Below are 16,233 nucleotides of genomic sequence, written 5' to 3'. Positions count from 1 at the left end.
GGTTCATAGCCGGCATTTTTATTTATTAATTTCAGTAAATTTGTGGCAACCAAGAAAGCTACATCTATGAGAAAATCTCTCCTTCTTCTATTCCTAATTTTCACTCAGTTATTCAATTCGCAGTTCAGGAGTTCTTTGTACGATGAAAGTCAATTTAACATCTCACTACGAGGCGGACTGGATTTTCCTTCCTACGACAACCAGACAAAGTACATTGATTACAAACCTAATTTGAATCTGGGAATTTCGGCAGATTATTACTTCAATTGGATAGGTTTGGGAATCGATGCGGATTATCTTCAAAATTCGCCAAAAAGTTCTTATCCTATTGGGAATTTATACTTAGGCAATACAAAATTATCTGATCCAACTCTGACTGAAAATAAGATCCAGCGCTATTTCTTCGGAATTGGCCCGAACTTCCGATGGATGATTAATGATGATATGGGTTTGACTTTCAAACTAAAAGGTGGAATTTCCAATATCAAAGGTGGTGAAACGTCGTTGATATCAAATAATTTGGGAACGGTTTACAATCTTAATTCACATCCTGGATATGATGAGAAAAATATTTTTTCAGGTAAAGGTCAACTGGAATTCAACTGGTTTTTCTCGGAGAATATTGGGCTGAATGTTGGTGGTTATTATCTTCAGCATTTTAAGGCAAAAGATCTGGTTAAGAACGGTAATGCAGCTGGATATATTCCTTTTACAACCAATGATAATCAGAATATAATTTCTCCTTCGAATGTTGAATTCAGAACCTCAGAATTGAATCACGAAATCCATTCGGTTGGTGTTTTTGCAGGACTTACGTTTAGATTCTCAAGCAAAAAACCGAGTCCGAACTATGGATTATCCGTTATTGCTAAAGACAGGGAAACGGGAACGATCTTGCCAGATGCTTTCGTAGAACTTTACAAGAATGGGAAACGTGCTTACTTTGCCAGAACCAATGCGCAAGGTGTCGCCTTCTTCAAGAAAATCAAGCCTGAGAATTATGAGATTAAAGGAAGTCTTTATAATATGGAACTAATCTCTGCCAAGGCTAACAAAAATGAGTTTGTCAAAAATGGGATGTTGAAGAAAGAGATCGCGACCGACAAAGAAACATTTTTCGTCAAAGGACAAGTCAATATTTGTAATTCTAAAGGTCCATTGAGAGACGTCACGGTGGTCATCAGGAATAATGAAACTCAAATCGTGAATGAAATCAAAACAAACATCGAGGGAAAATTCTACTTCAAAGCTGAAAAGAATACCACTTACAATATCTACGGGAAAAAGGGAAATTACTTTTCGCAGACAGAGACTGTAACGTCAAAAAATGTGGATAGAAGCAACACATTTTTTCTGAATCTCCAAGTTTGTATGGAGGAAACGACTTGTGGTAAACCTATAAATCTGAAGAATATCCATTATGATCTGGATAAATTTTTCATCCGTGAAGATGCCACAGCAGAACTCAATAAGATGGTCCAGTTCATGAAAGACAATCCCAATGTAAAGGTTGAACTAGCCTCTCATACAGATTCTCGAGCTTCGGATGACTACAACAAAACATTGTCACAGAACAGAGCTAACGCAGCGGTAGAATATTTGGTTTCAAAAGGCATTGATAGAGCTCGCCTACAACCAATCGGTTATGGAGAAACAAAACTATTGAACAATTGCAGCAATGACGTGAATTGTACAGAAGAGCAACATCAGGTGAATCGTAGAACGGAGATGAAAGTTATTTGTCCTTGATAAAGAAAAATCTTTTATAGATCAAGTAGCCAATGCTAATTCCTAATATATTTAGCATAACATCATCAAACTCTGCAAAACCAATGGCAAAATAGTATTGTGAGAATTCCAAAATATTAATGATAACAAAAAAAACAAAAAACAAATTCCTGTAGCGATTCAGTTTCGGATATAGGATCCCAAGAAAACCATAAGGCAAGAACAAGACGATATTTCCCAAGATATTCTTATACATCTCGTACGGAATGAATCCTGCGTCGTAAAGCACATAACGAATACTTTCAAAAGGTTTGGCTCTTATCAGATAATGACCTTCACCGAAGTTTCCTCTCTCTGAAATAAAAAACATGAGATATAACATCCAAACGGTATAGACATTGATAAATGCTGGATAACATTTGTAAAGCAGTTTTTTCATCAAAGAGACAATAGGTAAATTAATAATAATTTCAAGTAAAAATATTCAAAATAATGCACACACACAATGTAAAAGCATTCGGGACAGCTGCTCCCGAGAACGATCTAGAATTAATAACCATCAAAAGAAGAGAGATCCAGCCAAAAGACGTTGAGATCGACATCCTATATTGCGGCGTTTGCCACTCCGACCTTCACACGGCAAGGAATGACTGGGGCGGATCGGCGTATCCTGCAGTTCCTGGCCACGAGATCGTTGGAAGGATTACGGGCGTAGGAAGCGAAGTTTCAAAATTCAAAGTGGGAGATCTGGCGGCCGTTGGTTGCATGGTAGACTCTTGCAGAACTTGCAGCAGCTGTGCCCAAGATCTGGAGCAATTCTGTGAAAACGGATTCACCGGAACTTACAACGGAAAAGACAAATACATCGATGGTCAAAGAACTTACGGTGGATACTCTGAATCTGTGGTGGTAGACGAGCATTTCGTGTTGCACGTTCCAGAAAACTTGGATCTGGCAGCCGTTGCACCACTTCTTTGCGCCGGGATCACCACCTGGTCACCTTTGAAGCATTGGAATGTAAACGAGAACTCCAAAGTTGCCGTTGTAGGATTAGGCGGATTGGGACACATGGCCATCAAATTGGCAAAAGGTTTGGGCGCAGAAGTTTCCCTTTTCTCCAGAAGTGCTGGAAAAACGGATGATGCCAAAGCATTAGGTGCAGATCAGGTGATCATTTCTACAGACGAAGCGGAAATGAAGGCTGTCCTAAATAAATTCGACCTCATCATCGACACGGTTCCTTATGAGCACGATATCAATCCTTACATGAACACTTTGACCGTGAACGGAACTTTGGTTCTTGTTGGATTCATCGGCGAATTTGAGAATGATGCCGTGAGTACCAAACCTATGATTTACAAAAGACGTTCTGTTGCAGGATCATTGATCGGTGGCATTAAGGAAACTCAGGAAATGCTGGATTTCTGTGGTGAGAAAAATATTGTCTCAGATATCGAGATCATCAAGATGCAGGACATCAACGAAGCTTATGAAAGAATGTTGAAAAGCGATGTAAAATACAGATTCGTGATCGATATGAAAAGTTTGAAGGATTAATTTCTATTCATCATACCAAAAAAAGAGGATGCATTTTTGTGTCCTCTTTTTTTATTTAAAATTGCGTTCACCATCTTACTGCACTTTTTTTATATTAAAATCATTGTCACTGTCTGGTTTAGATCCATATGTTTTTTAACAAACGATTCCAAATAAATCTGCCTAAATATGAGACCCAACTGGTACCCTCTCGCCAAAATCTTAGCGATAATTACAGATCAATTCCCTTCGCAGTCATCGTGATTTCTAGATTGATTTTTCTTGTTGATCACCTATTTTGGGGTTGAAAAAAACTTTGCGCTTTTAAAGTCAATAATTTACAAAATGTGGGTATCAATTGGGCTCACCAATTTTAGTCTGGAACACCAAAAATATATTTCTTTGCACCCTCGTTAAACCAAATAAACGATAGCAGGGCAACAGCACAAAGACACGATAAATTTGAAAGAGACTAACCATCTCTTTTGGTTTTTCGGTCAGTTAAAGTTTGTAGAGCAAGAGACTTGTAGAAAAGTCAGAAATTATAAAATAAAATTGATTGCGGAACCCAGTTTCAACCAATCAATTTAAGAAATCCGGTTTATTTTGATCATTGATAGACTGGAGATACAGGAAGTAATTTGTGTGTTTTTACTTCCATATTTCCCCCTCCAGCCTTTATGGTTCTTGGGGGATCTTTTTATTTAAAGTATTATTTTTTCTGCTTTAAGATAGGCTTCAAAATTTTCAACTTCCCATCTATTTTCTGATCGATCTTCAATGTCAGAATTTCAGCGACCAACGGATAAACATTCACATTTTCAAATTCATCGATGACGAGACTTTGATTGAATGCTGGCCCCCAGGCCATGAACGTCGCCTTCATTTCCGGCACCAGTTTGGGGTCGTAGCCATGTTTTCCACTGGAGGTTTTTTGTCCCTTTTCCAAAAATATTTTTGGTGCTTTGGGGATCAGGAGGATTTGTCCGATCCTGTGATATTGGTCGTCCCGGGTCGCAAAGTGGAGATATTTCGGAAGCTTCTTGTCCAGATAGACCTCGTAGTCCTCCGTTTTATTTGCTTTCAATTCTTTGAAGACCGATCTCACTGCTTTGGGATCTTTGACATAGACCCTGAGCAAAGTCTGTGAATTGTAATAGTCAAATCTATTTTTGTCTTTAAGGACCTCCGGAATCTCCAGTGAATTTCCGCCATCCACCTGGATCATCCCATGGTCCGACACAAAGATGAAATTGACATTCTGAAGTCCCAGGGCATTCACTTTCTCTACCAGACTTCCAATCGCCTCATCTACAAGGTGAACCGCTGTTTCCGTTTCCTTAGCTTCCGGCCCAAAATGATGCCCAGCGCCATCTACTTCCGGGAAATACAAAGAGATGAAATGCGGTCTCTGATCTTCCGGCAACTTCAGCCAATGGATGACCTTAGCCACCTTTTCCGATGGTTTGAATTGTTCGTGATAATGGTAATAGTAGCTTGGTCTCATCCCACCTGCATCGCTCGCCGAACCCACCCATTGCAGAGAGGCCGAGATCATGCCTTGCTTTTCTGCCAATGCCCACAGTGGGGTTCCGCCGTACCAACTTCCGTCTTCCGCAATTTCTGCTTTGTTCATCGCATAGTTCTTCTGCAGTTTGTAATCGTAGAAGAAATTATCTACCAAGCCATGATGGGAAGGATATAGCCCTGTGATCAGACTCCAATGGTTTGGGAAGGTAATGCTTGGATAACTGGGCAGCATGGCTTTTGCCTGAACGCCACCTGCTGAATATCTCAAAAGATTCCCGGCACTGTACTTCTTAGCATAATCTGACCTGAAGCCGTCTGTAGAGATCATTATGACATAAGGTTTTGACAAGGCCTCTGGGCTATTGCTCCTGTTCGGGACAACCACCTGTGCTGTGTCAGTTTTACTTTGAGAAAATGAAGAAACGAAAGAGAATAAAAATAGGATGGCGAAAAATAACCTCATGAGAACAAAAAATTTTTGCAAAAATAAAGGTTTCATTTTAAGTGATCATGAATGCAGTATCAAGTTTAAGAAGGGCTGCTAAAAGAATAAAAAAAGCCTGATTTTAAACATTTTACTTCAGAAGGGTACCTGATGGGTATGTAGGTATTTGTTCTTTTGAGCAGATCCATATTCCTTTGCAAAAGAAAACACATCCATATACTCCATGCGAGGTAAAAACACAAACCATGAAAAAGGAATCAGTACTTTATTGTCATTTGGCAGTAAAGTACTTTTCATTTTATTGTTTTTGCTAAGCGCTCAAAACAGTTTTGCAAACACGGCGGAACCAAATCCGCTGGATGCTGAAATAGAAAAAACGGTTTCCAAAGATTCTACTTCTTTATCTGATGTTTCAAAATCTCAGGCCGTCATCTACATTTCTTCTGGCATTTCCATTGCTGATCTGGAAACAGAGACACAATATGAGGTCGTGGCAGTCTCAGATCCCAAACGATCCATCGCCTCCAATTCTCAGAAAAGTGAAAGTAAGAAGAAGGTGGTACTACAGACCGTACATCCAAAATCAAAAATAGCACCGCCCCATCCGCAAGCAGACGAAACCATTACAACGGGATCAGAATCGGACGCTGCTTTCTCGTTGCATCAGCATCACAACATTGCAGTTGCTCAAACACAAAATCCAGCTCTGAAGCATTTTATCAGATCGGGCTTTTCCTATTTTCAAATCGTTGCTCCAGATGCAACTCAGGCAAAAACGCCTACTGCCCTTGTCCACTTCTGTGGGAAGATTGATTCAGATTCTTATTCTGTAAGGCCACCTCCGGCATTCTTGTAACATCCTTTTTTTCTGAAAACATTGTCCTCTGGTTCTTTTAGCAGGGGAAACAGAATGTATTCAAAAACCATGATCACCTAAAAACAAATACATATGCCTTTTACAAATTTTGAAAGCCGCCACTTTACTGCGGCAGAACAGGAAACCATCAATGCTGCACTGCGAAATCTGGAAACAGCTCTATCGCCGAAATTGGCCAATCTGAGTCCGGAGGAACGCACCCAGTACGGCAGCATTAACGAGGAAAACAAATTATTGGTCAACAAAGCAAAAGATTACCAGGACAGCCAACCCAATCTCAGCAGTACAGATGTGGACTGGGAAGAGTTTGCCAAAGATTTCAACAGCCGATCGCTCATAGAAGGGGTTATCCAAAGGTTGCAAAGTCTTTATGATGGCTTGCGCAATGCCAAGATCCTTCATGATTGGGACAATTATCAGGCTGCCCTGACCGATTATGACTATGCGAAGTACAAAGCCACTACCAATGCACCAGGCTACGAGACCAAGGTGAATGAAATGAGACAATTCTTCAACCGTGCAGGCACTTCGCAACCGCCACAAGATCCAGAAATCCAGCAATAGATCGCTGGGATGCGGCCCTTGGCCACAGGCATGACGTTGCAAGCTCCATTTTTGGGGTTCCGAGGGTCAAAAATGACGTTCCGAACCCCATAAATGACGTTCCGAACCCCAAAGATGACGTTCCAAACCCCAAGAATGACGTCTAGAACCCCATAAGTGACGTCTAGAACCCCAAAGATGACGTTCTGAACCCCAAAAATGACGTCATGAACCTCAAAGATGACGTTGTCTGGGGTCAATGATGGGGTTGCGAACCCCAACGATGAGGTTCAGAACCCCAACGATGGACCTTGGAACGTCAAAAATGGGGTTTAGAACCTCAAAATTGGAACGATGAACGGCAATGATGAGAAAAATGACCTCAGCCATGACCATTTTAACCTAAAAACAGAGGCTTGGATCACCAACTATGGGACAGGGCCTCGATATTAACATTAATAAAATCTTTTTTAAATGAAAAAATATATAAATAAACCATCTATCTTGAGGCGAACCCGTCTTTGGATGATGACGTTTTTACTTCTTGTGGTGAGTAATCTTGCATTTGCGCAAGCCCTCTCCTGCTCAGGAACTGCCAATATACCTCCAAGTGGAACATTTACTGTAAATGGCGTAACAATAACGTCTTCCTATACTGGTGATGTAAAAACTTATACTTTGGGTGCATATACCACTTGTTCATCAGATGTAATTAATAATAATTCATTGTGGATAGGACAAAATTTGCCATGGTCGCTTACCTTAAATTTTAATAAGCCCGTAAACAACTTAGTTCTGCTCTTGGGTGGTACTGGTAACACTGCCAATGAAAATTTTATTTTCAATTCCAATGGTGGAGCGGTCTCGATTTATTCTGACTCTCCAAGCAGTTGTTTTTCCACAATCAATGGAAATGAAATTCTTTCCGGAAACGGAAACGGATCACCTAACGCTGGTGGTGGTCGTTTTAGAATTAGTGCACCTTCCAGTTTCACTTCTCTCACCATTAATGGAGCTGGAGGACAAAACGGTTCTGTGTTGGGATTTTGTTCGTCAAGCATCGTTGCCGTGTGCAACGCGGGAACCACCCAAGTTCCTTTGAACGGTAGTACTTTATTCAACTAATTAAAACTAATTCAATGAAAAAATATACAAAAAACATCACAAATCATATTTTTGGATTTGCATTGTTGCTATTGTTTGGAACGTTGGAACTTTCGGCGCAAAGACGAAATCTGGAAATGGCTGCTGGTGCCGGTAATCCAACTGGGAATGGTCCGGTAACCGTAGCTACGGGTGCTACATCAAGTACCGTTATCACGCTACAGGAAAATACATCAGGAAGTGTTTTTGCAACCTATACACCAACTTTAACAGCAACTATATCGTTAAGGAACCAATATCCAAACATAGGTGAAGGTAACCCCACGTACCCACCAATGTTATTTGGCGGTAGCAATGATGCAAGTACAACCGCGCCACCTGGTACTGCTATCTTTCCTTTAATGAATACGATTGGCACTGTTGCGAATGGAAATTTTACAAATACAGCTACTGCAACGGCAGGTACAGGAATAGAGGTTGCTGTAAACAGGGCTGTAGGAATTTCTATTTATTCATATCCTCTATATACCAGTCAAAGCGCATTTACGGGCAGGTATTATATGGGAGATATTACCATCACTTTTAGCCGTCCGGTCAATAATCCGGTTATACACCTTGCAGATATGGGTGCGACTAAAACGACAAATTATCGATCCTCTTATTCAAGTGAATTTGATTTGGATTTAACCGGTTCTTTTCCAAATACAATGACGATGACAAGGCTCAGTGGGACGACTAATTTCTCTTTAAATACCACTACTAATCAAATCTTGCATAGCAATTCAGCAGACCCTGCCCCGAGTACCAATGGATCTGTACGGTTTAATGGTAACAATATTACAGTCATTAAATTGAAGACTTATCTGAGAGGGTCTTCCAACCCACAGACTTACACATCAGGAGCTCCAACTTACACCAATTGGAGTGGGCCGGCGGGTTCTTCCAGTCCCTTTTGGCAAGCGGAGCGGATTAGTTTAGGCGTTTCGCTATCTGAAATTAAGCCTAGTGGTACCGTCTACAGAGATAATGATGGAAGCGCTACCATAGACGGCGGAGGAACAGGCGGAGGAACTTGGAATACAGCCAACACGCTTTATGTTAATGCGATTTCTAGTACAGGCAATGTACTCGCTACTGCAGCGGTAGATGCATCAGGTATTTTCACTTTTGATCCGGGAGGAAATTTAATTGCAGGTAATGTTGTGAAATTTCAATTGAGCAAAAATCAGGGAATCGTAGGGCAACCTGCACCAGCAAAAGAACTGCCACCCGGCTGGACAACGGTTGGAGAAAGCACTGTTGGCGGTACCAGCGATGGTACGCCAGATGGAGAATTCACATTGACTTTGGGTTCTGCAGATATCAATAATGATTCTACATATCGCTTTGGAATTGTTGCCACTGCCGTATGCAACGCCGGAACCACCGCACCATCTGTTCAAAATATCAGCAATGTTTGTCCTTCCACAACCGCTAATCTTAATACCGCACACACTGGAACAACACCTACAGGAACTGATCTGGTTTGGTTTACCACCAATAATCCTTCCACAGGAACTCAACTCACTGCAACGCAATTGGCCAATGCCGGAGCGGGAACGTATTATGCATTTTATAAAAGTACGACCGTTGCCAACTGTTACAGCCCAGTGTCCAATGCAGTGACGGTGACCATTAATTCATGCCCTGTCCTCTCGTGCTCAGGAACAGCTAATATACCACCAAGTGGAACATTTACTGTAAATGGCGTGACAATTACTTCTTCTTATACTGGTGATGTCAAGACTTATCCTAATGGTCCTTTTAATACTTGTTCATCAGATCAGCTGAGTGCTAATTCGCTATGGATAGGTCAATTTTCTCCATGGTCGCTTACCTTAAATTTTAATAAACCTGTAAACAATGTAGTGTTACTCTTGGGTGCTGCTGGACACACTTACAATGAGAATTTTATTTTTAATTCTAACGGTGGCACAGTTTCGATCTATTCCGATTCACCCGCTAATTGTCTTTCAACCATCAATGGAAACGAGATTCTATCTGGAGCATCAACAACAGGCGGTGACGGCGGTGGACGTTTTAGAATAAGTGCGCCTTCTAACTTTACCACCTTAACCATTAATGGAGCTGGCGGGCAAAATGGCTCCCTACTGGGATTTTGTTCTTCGAGTATTGTCGAAGTCTGTAATGCTGGAACAGCAGGTTCAAGTCAAACCATTACTTCTGGCACTGCACCTTCTGCATTGAATTTAACGGGTTCAAATGGTACCATTCAGTGGCAGGTATCTACGGACAATGTTACTTTTACCAATATATCCGGAGCCAATGCGGCAAGCTATTCACCAGGAGTATTGACTGCGACAAGATATTATAGAGCTGTTACCACTTTAGGTAGCTGTACTTCAACGTCCAATGTGGTTACAATCACAGTTACACCTAGTTGTACCAATTCCGGAAACAATTCTGTCAACTTAAATTCCCTTTACACCGGAACTCATCCAAATGCGCCAAGTACGGTGATCGAATGGTGGACCACGCCTACAAGAGCAGCGGGGACGAAAGTCGCAGATCCAAGTAATGTTACAGTTTCAGGAACTTACTACGCATTCTTCTATGACACTGTCAACAACTGTTGGAATACGGATAATTCAACATCGTCAGTGATGGTGAAGATTTTGCCGCCATGCCCTTGCGTTATTTCTCCTTCCAATCCGGATAGTGATGGCGATGGTATTGCAGATGACTGCGATCTGGATGATGACAATGATGGGATTTTAGATAGTTTGGAAGGTCCTATCTCTCTTAAAGATTCTGCTTTTAGATTGTATAATGCAGTTCATTTCATATGGACATCAAAATGGATAGTATATGTAACAGGAGTCACCGGTACAATAGTAACTTACACCCCATACAATGGTTCTGCTACCACAGCAACCATACCTGCATCGGGAATTTTATCCATTAATTTAAATAGTTCGCAGATACCCGACTGGCCTCTAAATCAGGTGACAAGCGGAAAATATGTATCCATAACATCCTCTGCTCCTGTCTCTGTTTTACAGGAAATTTTTGGAGACGTTGTAAATATACAGGAAATAGCTGTAGTTTACCCAAAATCAACATGGGGAACAAAATACACTGTTAACACGCACTTTTACACTTCAAGTGAATATAATGAAACCGGACTTACAATTTTCAGTGCTGTTAATAATAATGCAGTGACCGTGAAAAATAAGGCGGGTGCAACCGTTGCTTCATTCACTTTGAATGATGGACAAAACTATGTTTTTGATCTAGGACCATCAGTGGACATCAATGGTTATACAATCACATCTACTCAAAATATTGGTGTAATGGTAGCTCTGAAATGTGCTAACAGTCCCGGAAGCTCATGTGATAATACCTTGGAATATCTTTTACCAGACCGGCTTTTGGGAACCAGATTTTTAACAAAAAGTTCATCTCATAAAACCAAAATGATGATCACGGCCACGCAAAATAATACTGTTGTAAAAGTTAACGGCATTGTGATGTCATCATTAAATGAGGGTGACACCTATAACTATATCCAGAATTTTGATACAGCCGAAATTGTCGAAACAAATAAAGCTGTTCAATTTACAAGGGTTGTTCCATATAGTCGAGCATATGACAATGGTGATAGTGGTGATGGAGACCCGTCTGTAACAACAGTTTTGGATATCACCAAGGCAACATTAGGACCTGCACTACTTACTATTCCTCCATCGATGCAAAAATATAATTTTTTAACCATCTTTGTACGGACATCTGACACAAGTAAAATACTTTACAATGGTAATCCTAGAACCTGGTGGACACCATTCAGTCAAGATCCTTCCTATTCATATACCACAATTACAAATTCAAATGGCATCGTACCAGGTGCTATTTCTAGAGTAAGTTCTACAACAGGCGATGTGCCGTTTATTACAGATTGGTATGGAGTGGGAACTGATGTTTCAGACGCGACACCTCTGTCGATAGGAGGGGTAAATTTAGCTACAGGTGCTACTTCTGCCAACAGTTTGAAAGATACCGACGGCGATGGCATCCCGGATTATCTGGATCTGGATTCTGACAATGACGGATGTCTGGATGCCTTGGAAGGAGATGAAAACGTAACGACCTCGATGCTTGTAGATGCGGCTCCGGGGCTATCTGTAGGATCAGGTTCTGCAGCACTTAATAAAAATCTTTGTGCAGGTACAGGTTGCCGAGATACCAACGGCGTTCCGACTGTTGTAAACTCTGGTGGAGCTGCTGATCTTGGTGGTGACTTGGGGCAAGGAATAGGAACCTCTATAGATGCGCTTATTCAGGACGCGGTTTGTCTTATTCCTCCATTCTGCTACAAACCTGCAGCCACAGGTACCCCATTGGAAACGAAGCACGGGATCACTGCTTTGGCGAGAGCTGGTGAAAACAACAGCAACTGGCCTATGGTTCGTTCTGGTGCATGGACGGCGCTGGAATCCAAAGAAAAAGGATTTGTAGTGAACAGGGTTGCTACCACTGCCAGTTTGAGTTCCATTACCAATCCTGTTGAAGGAATGATGGTATATGACCAGGAAGCCGCTTGCTTAAAGGTCTACACCGTCAAAGAAGGTGAAACCACAGCAGCGTGGCATTGTTTGACAACTCAAACTTGTCCGGATACCTTTAACTAATCATTTAACTTTCTCATGCTTACTCTCTTAAAAAATTGGAGCTCTTTAATTTTAATCATTAAAAAATTCAGAAATATGAGAGTAAGTGCGGGAAACAAAATCGTAATACAATGAAAAAATCAATCATAACATTTGCCATCTTGTCGGCTATTCCCATGTTTTCCCAGGTAGCCATAGGCAAAAGCTCAACCACTGCAGGCTCTAATGTTTCTCTGGAATTCTATGACAATGCTGACAACAAAAAAGGAATTGTAATGCCATGGGTCTCTACTGTTGCGGGAAATCCAGTTGCTTACAATGCGACCACTGGCGCAGGTTACCGTGGTATGCAGGGAACAGTGGTCGACGGAACGATCATCTTCGACCTTTCGGATAAAAAGATGAAATACAGAAAGGCAGGCAACTGGTTTGACCTCACAGGTAGTCCTACTTTTCCTCTAACTGTACAGGATGCCAACAATAATAATGTCGTCTTTACACAGTTCAATACCATTGATTCCTCACTTCAGGACAATGCAAGAGAACAGGAGAGTGCCAAAGCAGCAATTGGAGCCAATGGTGCTACAGATACCACTGCAGGAATTCTTGTATTGACGGATACCGACAAGGCGATGGTCTTACCAAAAGTGGCAAGCCCGCATCTGAACGTCCTGAATCCTGCACCAGGAATGATGGTTTACGATACTGCAAGTAGACAACTTGCTGTGTACAACGGTACAGTGTGGAGTTTTTGGAAACCTTAGAAAAATAAAATAAAGTTATTGTAAAGCGGGTAGATTGTAAAATCTATCCGCTTTTTTTGGTAGCAGAATTAATTTTCTATAAAATGTTATATTTGTTTAGAAATCATCTTATATGATGTTATTTATAGAAAACCTTCAATCAATATTTTTATAGTCAATGAATTCGACATTAAAACTCTCCATATTTTTTATACTCTTTCTATGCATTTCCTGCAATGATTCTCCAACTGAGAGTGACAAAAAAATAGATGCGCTGATTCAAAGATCATATAATGGCATGGTGACTTTAGAATATTTAAAAACGATAAAATATGCTAAAGAAGCAGAGTCTCTTGCCCTACAAACAAAGAATGAAAAAAAATTACCGCATATTTATTTAGAAATGGCAGATGGTTTGTCCGGGTTGGAACTTCCAAAAGAAAGCCTCTCCTATCTCGAGAAAATCATGGAGATGGATTTTAATCAAAAAAACAACATCTTCAAATCCAGAGTATATGATATTTACGCCTACAATTATGACCAAATTGGTTTGCATACTCAATTTTTAGTATCCAGCCAAAGGGCCATGAATCTCTTGCTGGAGGAGAAAAGACCTGACAAAGCTTCTTTTTTAGCTCAGAGATATGGCGATATGGGCTATTACTATTACTCGGTGAAAAATGTAGATTCATCCTTGTATTATTACAGCAGGCAAATGCAAATACTCAAGACAGTTCCTAAAGATCAAATGGAAGGTTATGTGATCGATTTCGCCTCGCAATACAACACCAAAGGCTATCTTTTCTTGGAGCATACCAAGCTGAAAGATTCGGCACTACATTATTTTCAGAAAGGTTACGACCTGAAAAAAGAATACAATAACAATGATCTTTCCACAGAATATCTTGGGTTGGGAGATTACTATTATTTGGAAAAAGAGTATCAAAAAGCATTGGAATTTTATCTGAAAGCAGAACAGAATGCGAAAGAACAAACTACAGAATTTAATGACAACAATGATATCAACAGAGTACTGGCGGATACTTACAAAGTCCTGAATAATCCCAAGAAGCAAAGTTTTTATTTGGAGAAATATACCAAATTCAATGACAGCCTGAAAACGGTACACAAAAAGAATGTGGATGAGGCTGTAAGCATTATGATGTCGAAAAAAACAGAAGAAAATTCTACTATTAAAAAGAATTACACTTTTATATTAAGCTTCATATCTATTGCTCTTTTAATAAGCGGGATCTCTCTTTATATCTATTTCAGAAAGAGAAAAAGAGATGCTGATATGAAAGAAGAACTTCTCACAGAAAAAGAGATCTTGCTATCTCAAAAGGAAGAAGAAAACCAAGACCTGAAGCAGAAGGTGAACGAGTCTTTTGAAGAAGTGGTACAAATGGCAAAAGACAACAGCCCGGAATTTCTCACACGTTTCAATGAGGTATATCCCGCTTTCAATAAAAAATTATTAGAGATCAACCCTACGCTCGTGGGTAGCGAGATAAGATTCTGCGCTATGCTTTTCCTTAATTTTGCAACCAAGGACATTGCGGAATACACCTTCACATCACCAAAAACGGTACAGAACCGAAAAAACAGCATTAGAAAAAAACTGAATATCTCCTCTGAAGAAGATGTTTACGTCTGGTTCAAAAATTTATAAAGTATTTAGAGCTGCTTATTATTACTCAAAAAAAATCCCGATTCTTATTCAGAATCGGGATCATTTATTTTAAGAAAAGATCTTAAGCTTGTACGTTGTTACCTCCAACTACGAAAGGCTCCAATTCTTTTGAAAACTCGATTAAATACTTCTGATAATAGCTGAAATAAGTTTCATCAATTAAAATCTTAAATTTGGAAATACATTCTATTTTTTGGTCTAGCTGAGCTGAATGAAAATAGACAGAATAGTACAACAATGAGTAATATTTTTCCCAACCAGTTCCCAAATTCTTTACATTAATCTGGTTCAAAAAACGCTCTGTATTTTTCTTGTCGCCCATTTTTTGATAAGCTACAGCGCAGAGAATTTTCCAAACCTCATCGTGTGTTTCTTTTCTTTTTGAAGGAATATAATCTTTATCATTACTTACTTGAAAGGTATTATTATCAATCAAAAATTTCATCTCTTTGGTTCGATTGGTAAAAATTAGAGATTCCAGAACTGTAGATTCAAAACTGCAAACCGATTTTTGTGATGCTTTTCGGTAAAGAAGTCTTGTTTTTTTCATTTCGGCAAAATACTTTTCAAAAAGATGATCGTTGCCCGCAGAATCGGCGTAAAGAAGTTGTACGCCATATTTCAGACCAGCAGGAATGACGTGGACCTCATCCGAAAGTTCGGTTTCTCTCACTTTCTTATAGTATAAATCCATCATTTCAGTATTCTGCAGAAGAAAACTACTTTGAAAAAGAAAACCATAGGCAAAGATTTTAGCTTCGTTGCTCGTGTTATATTTTAGATAAGCCGAAAAATACTGGGTGTAAACCGAACCTAATAGATCACGAAGCGGATGATTTTCCATAAAATATTTTCTTGCCATCGGAAAAGACATCAGACGGTGATGTGTGCTTACCAAAAGCTCTGGCGATTTGATGATCTGCTTGCACAACTGTTCACTTCTGTCCCAATAATGATGACCTGTATTTTCTGAATTTCCAAAAAACTGCTCGAGTTCCTGATTGTTGCACGCATCTCTAAACGCCTTTAAATTGCTATATCCACAAAATTGACTAAGCAAATCTAAAGTAAATTGGCTTGATCCTGTGGTGGTTTTAATCAAGCCAAAAAACCGACGAAGTGTTTGAGAACTAATGTTTGTTTTACAATCCCGGAGGATGACGCTTACCAAATTATCACAATCTGTAGCTGTTTTTATGTCCTTTCCGAATTGTTTTTCGATATTCTTCCGCAATTGGTTCACGACAGTTATTTCCCGGTTCATAGTTTTAAAATGGAATCCAAATATAGATATAAACACATCAAAATTGTACAGAATTGTACAAAAAATCGACAGCAAATTAACATAAATTGTGACTCGAAAAACA

Annotated in this window: 12 protein-coding genes; 8 read left to right on the top strand and 4 right to left on the bottom strand. The window is 39.9% G+C overall.

Going from position 1 to position 16,233, the window contains the following annotated elements; all coding sequences use genetic code 11:
* Window positions 1–66 precede the first annotated feature (66 nt).
* Window positions 67–1,749: an OmpA family protein gene (locus BMW39_RS02310; RefSeq protein WP_034976871.1), complete on the top strand. Its 1,683-nt coding sequence runs from the start codon at window positions 67–69 to the stop codon at window positions 1,747–1,749.
* Here BMW39_RS02310 and BMW39_RS02305 read toward each other — a convergent pair.
* Window positions 1,736–2,167, bottom strand: coding sequence for a VanZ family protein (locus BMW39_RS02305; protein ID WP_051879979.1), 432 nt, complete (start codon window positions 2,165–2,167; stop codon window positions 1,736–1,738). The two genes, BMW39_RS02310 and BMW39_RS02305, sit on opposite strands and share 14 nt — an antisense overlap.
* A 53-nt stretch (window positions 2,168–2,220) precedes the next feature.
* On the opposite strand from BMW39_RS02305, the gene BMW39_RS02300 reads away from it, so the two are divergent.
* A complete protein-coding gene (locus tag BMW39_RS02300) occupies window positions 2,221–3,285 on the top strand; it encodes an NAD(P)-dependent alcohol dehydrogenase (RefSeq protein WP_034976869.1) in 1,065 nt (354 codons plus the stop codon).
* Between the two features lie 691 nt (window positions 3,286–3,976).
* Here BMW39_RS02300 and BMW39_RS02295 read toward each other — a convergent pair.
* Complete coding sequence (locus tag BMW39_RS02295; RefSeq protein WP_034976868.1) at window positions 3,977–5,257, bottom strand: alkaline phosphatase family protein; 1,281 nt, start codon at window positions 5,255–5,257, stop codon at window positions 3,977–3,979.
* 205 nt (window positions 5,258–5,462) lie between these two features.
* Between BMW39_RS02295 and BMW39_RS02290 the strand changes: the two genes are divergently transcribed.
* Both BMW39_RS02290 and BMW39_RS02285 read left to right on the top strand, forming a co-directional pair.
* Complete coding sequence (locus tag BMW39_RS02290) at window positions 5,463–6,095, top strand: hypothetical protein (RefSeq protein ID WP_034976867.1); 633 nt, start codon at window positions 5,463–5,465, stop codon at window positions 6,093–6,095.
* A gap of 93 nt (window positions 6,096–6,188) precedes the next feature.
* Window positions 6,189–6,680, top strand: coding sequence for a hypothetical protein (locus BMW39_RS02285; protein WP_034976865.1), 492 nt, complete (start codon window positions 6,189–6,191; stop codon window positions 6,678–6,680).
* A gap of 213 nt (window positions 6,681–6,893) precedes the next feature.
* On the opposite strand, the gene BMW39_RS19265 is transcribed toward BMW39_RS02285, so the two are convergent.
* Window positions 6,894–7,049: a hypothetical protein gene (locus BMW39_RS19265; RefSeq protein WP_175459318.1), complete on the bottom strand. Its 156-nt coding sequence runs from the start codon at window positions 7,047–7,049 to the stop codon at window positions 6,894–6,896.
* An 84-nt stretch (window positions 7,050–7,133) separates the two neighbouring features.
* On the opposite strand from BMW39_RS19265, the gene BMW39_RS02280 reads away from it, so the two are divergent.
* The 4 genes from BMW39_RS02280 to BMW39_RS02265 all read left to right on the top strand — a co-directional run bounded on the left by BMW39_RS02280 (window position 7,134) and on the right by BMW39_RS02265 (window position 14,845).
* Window positions 7,134–7,784, top strand: coding sequence for a hypothetical protein (locus BMW39_RS02280; RefSeq protein ID WP_131474337.1), 651 nt, complete (start codon window positions 7,134–7,136; stop codon window positions 7,782–7,784).
* Window positions 7,785–7,798: 14 nt separating this feature from the next.
* Window positions 7,799–12,451 carry an IgGFc-binding protein gene (locus tag BMW39_RS02275; RefSeq protein ID WP_034976862.1) on the top strand — a complete coding sequence of 1,551 codons (4,653 nt, stop codon included), beginning with the start codon at window positions 7,799–7,801 and terminating at the stop codon, window positions 12,449–12,451.
* A gap of 110 nt (window positions 12,452–12,561) precedes the next feature.
* On the top strand, window positions 12,562–13,194 hold the full coding sequence (locus BMW39_RS02270) for a hypothetical protein (RefSeq protein ID WP_034976860.1): 633 nt from the start codon (window positions 12,562–12,564) through the stop codon (window positions 13,192–13,194).
* A gap of 277 nt (window positions 13,195–13,471) precedes the next feature.
* Window positions 13,472–14,845 carry a helix-turn-helix transcriptional regulator gene (locus tag BMW39_RS02265; RefSeq protein WP_074719282.1) on the top strand — a complete coding sequence of 458 codons (1,374 nt, stop codon included), beginning with the start codon at window positions 13,472–13,474 and terminating at the stop codon, window positions 14,843–14,845.
* A gap of 82 nt (window positions 14,846–14,927) precedes the next feature.
* On the opposite strand, the gene BMW39_RS02260 is transcribed toward BMW39_RS02265, so the two are convergent.
* On the bottom strand, window positions 14,928–16,130 hold the full coding sequence (locus BMW39_RS02260; RefSeq protein ID WP_034976857.1) for a hypothetical protein: 1,203 nt from the start codon (window positions 16,128–16,130) through the stop codon (window positions 14,928–14,930).
* Window positions 16,131–16,233: the final 103 nt, after the last annotated feature.

This window comes from Epilithonimonas lactis, assembly GCF_900110605.1.
Taxonomy (GTDB): Bacteria; Bacteroidota; Bacteroidia; order Flavobacteriales; family Weeksellaceae; genus Epilithonimonas; species Epilithonimonas lactis.
The sequence above is the reverse complement of the archived record's forward strand: the minus strand, read 5'-3'. Positions and strand labels throughout refer to the sequence as shown.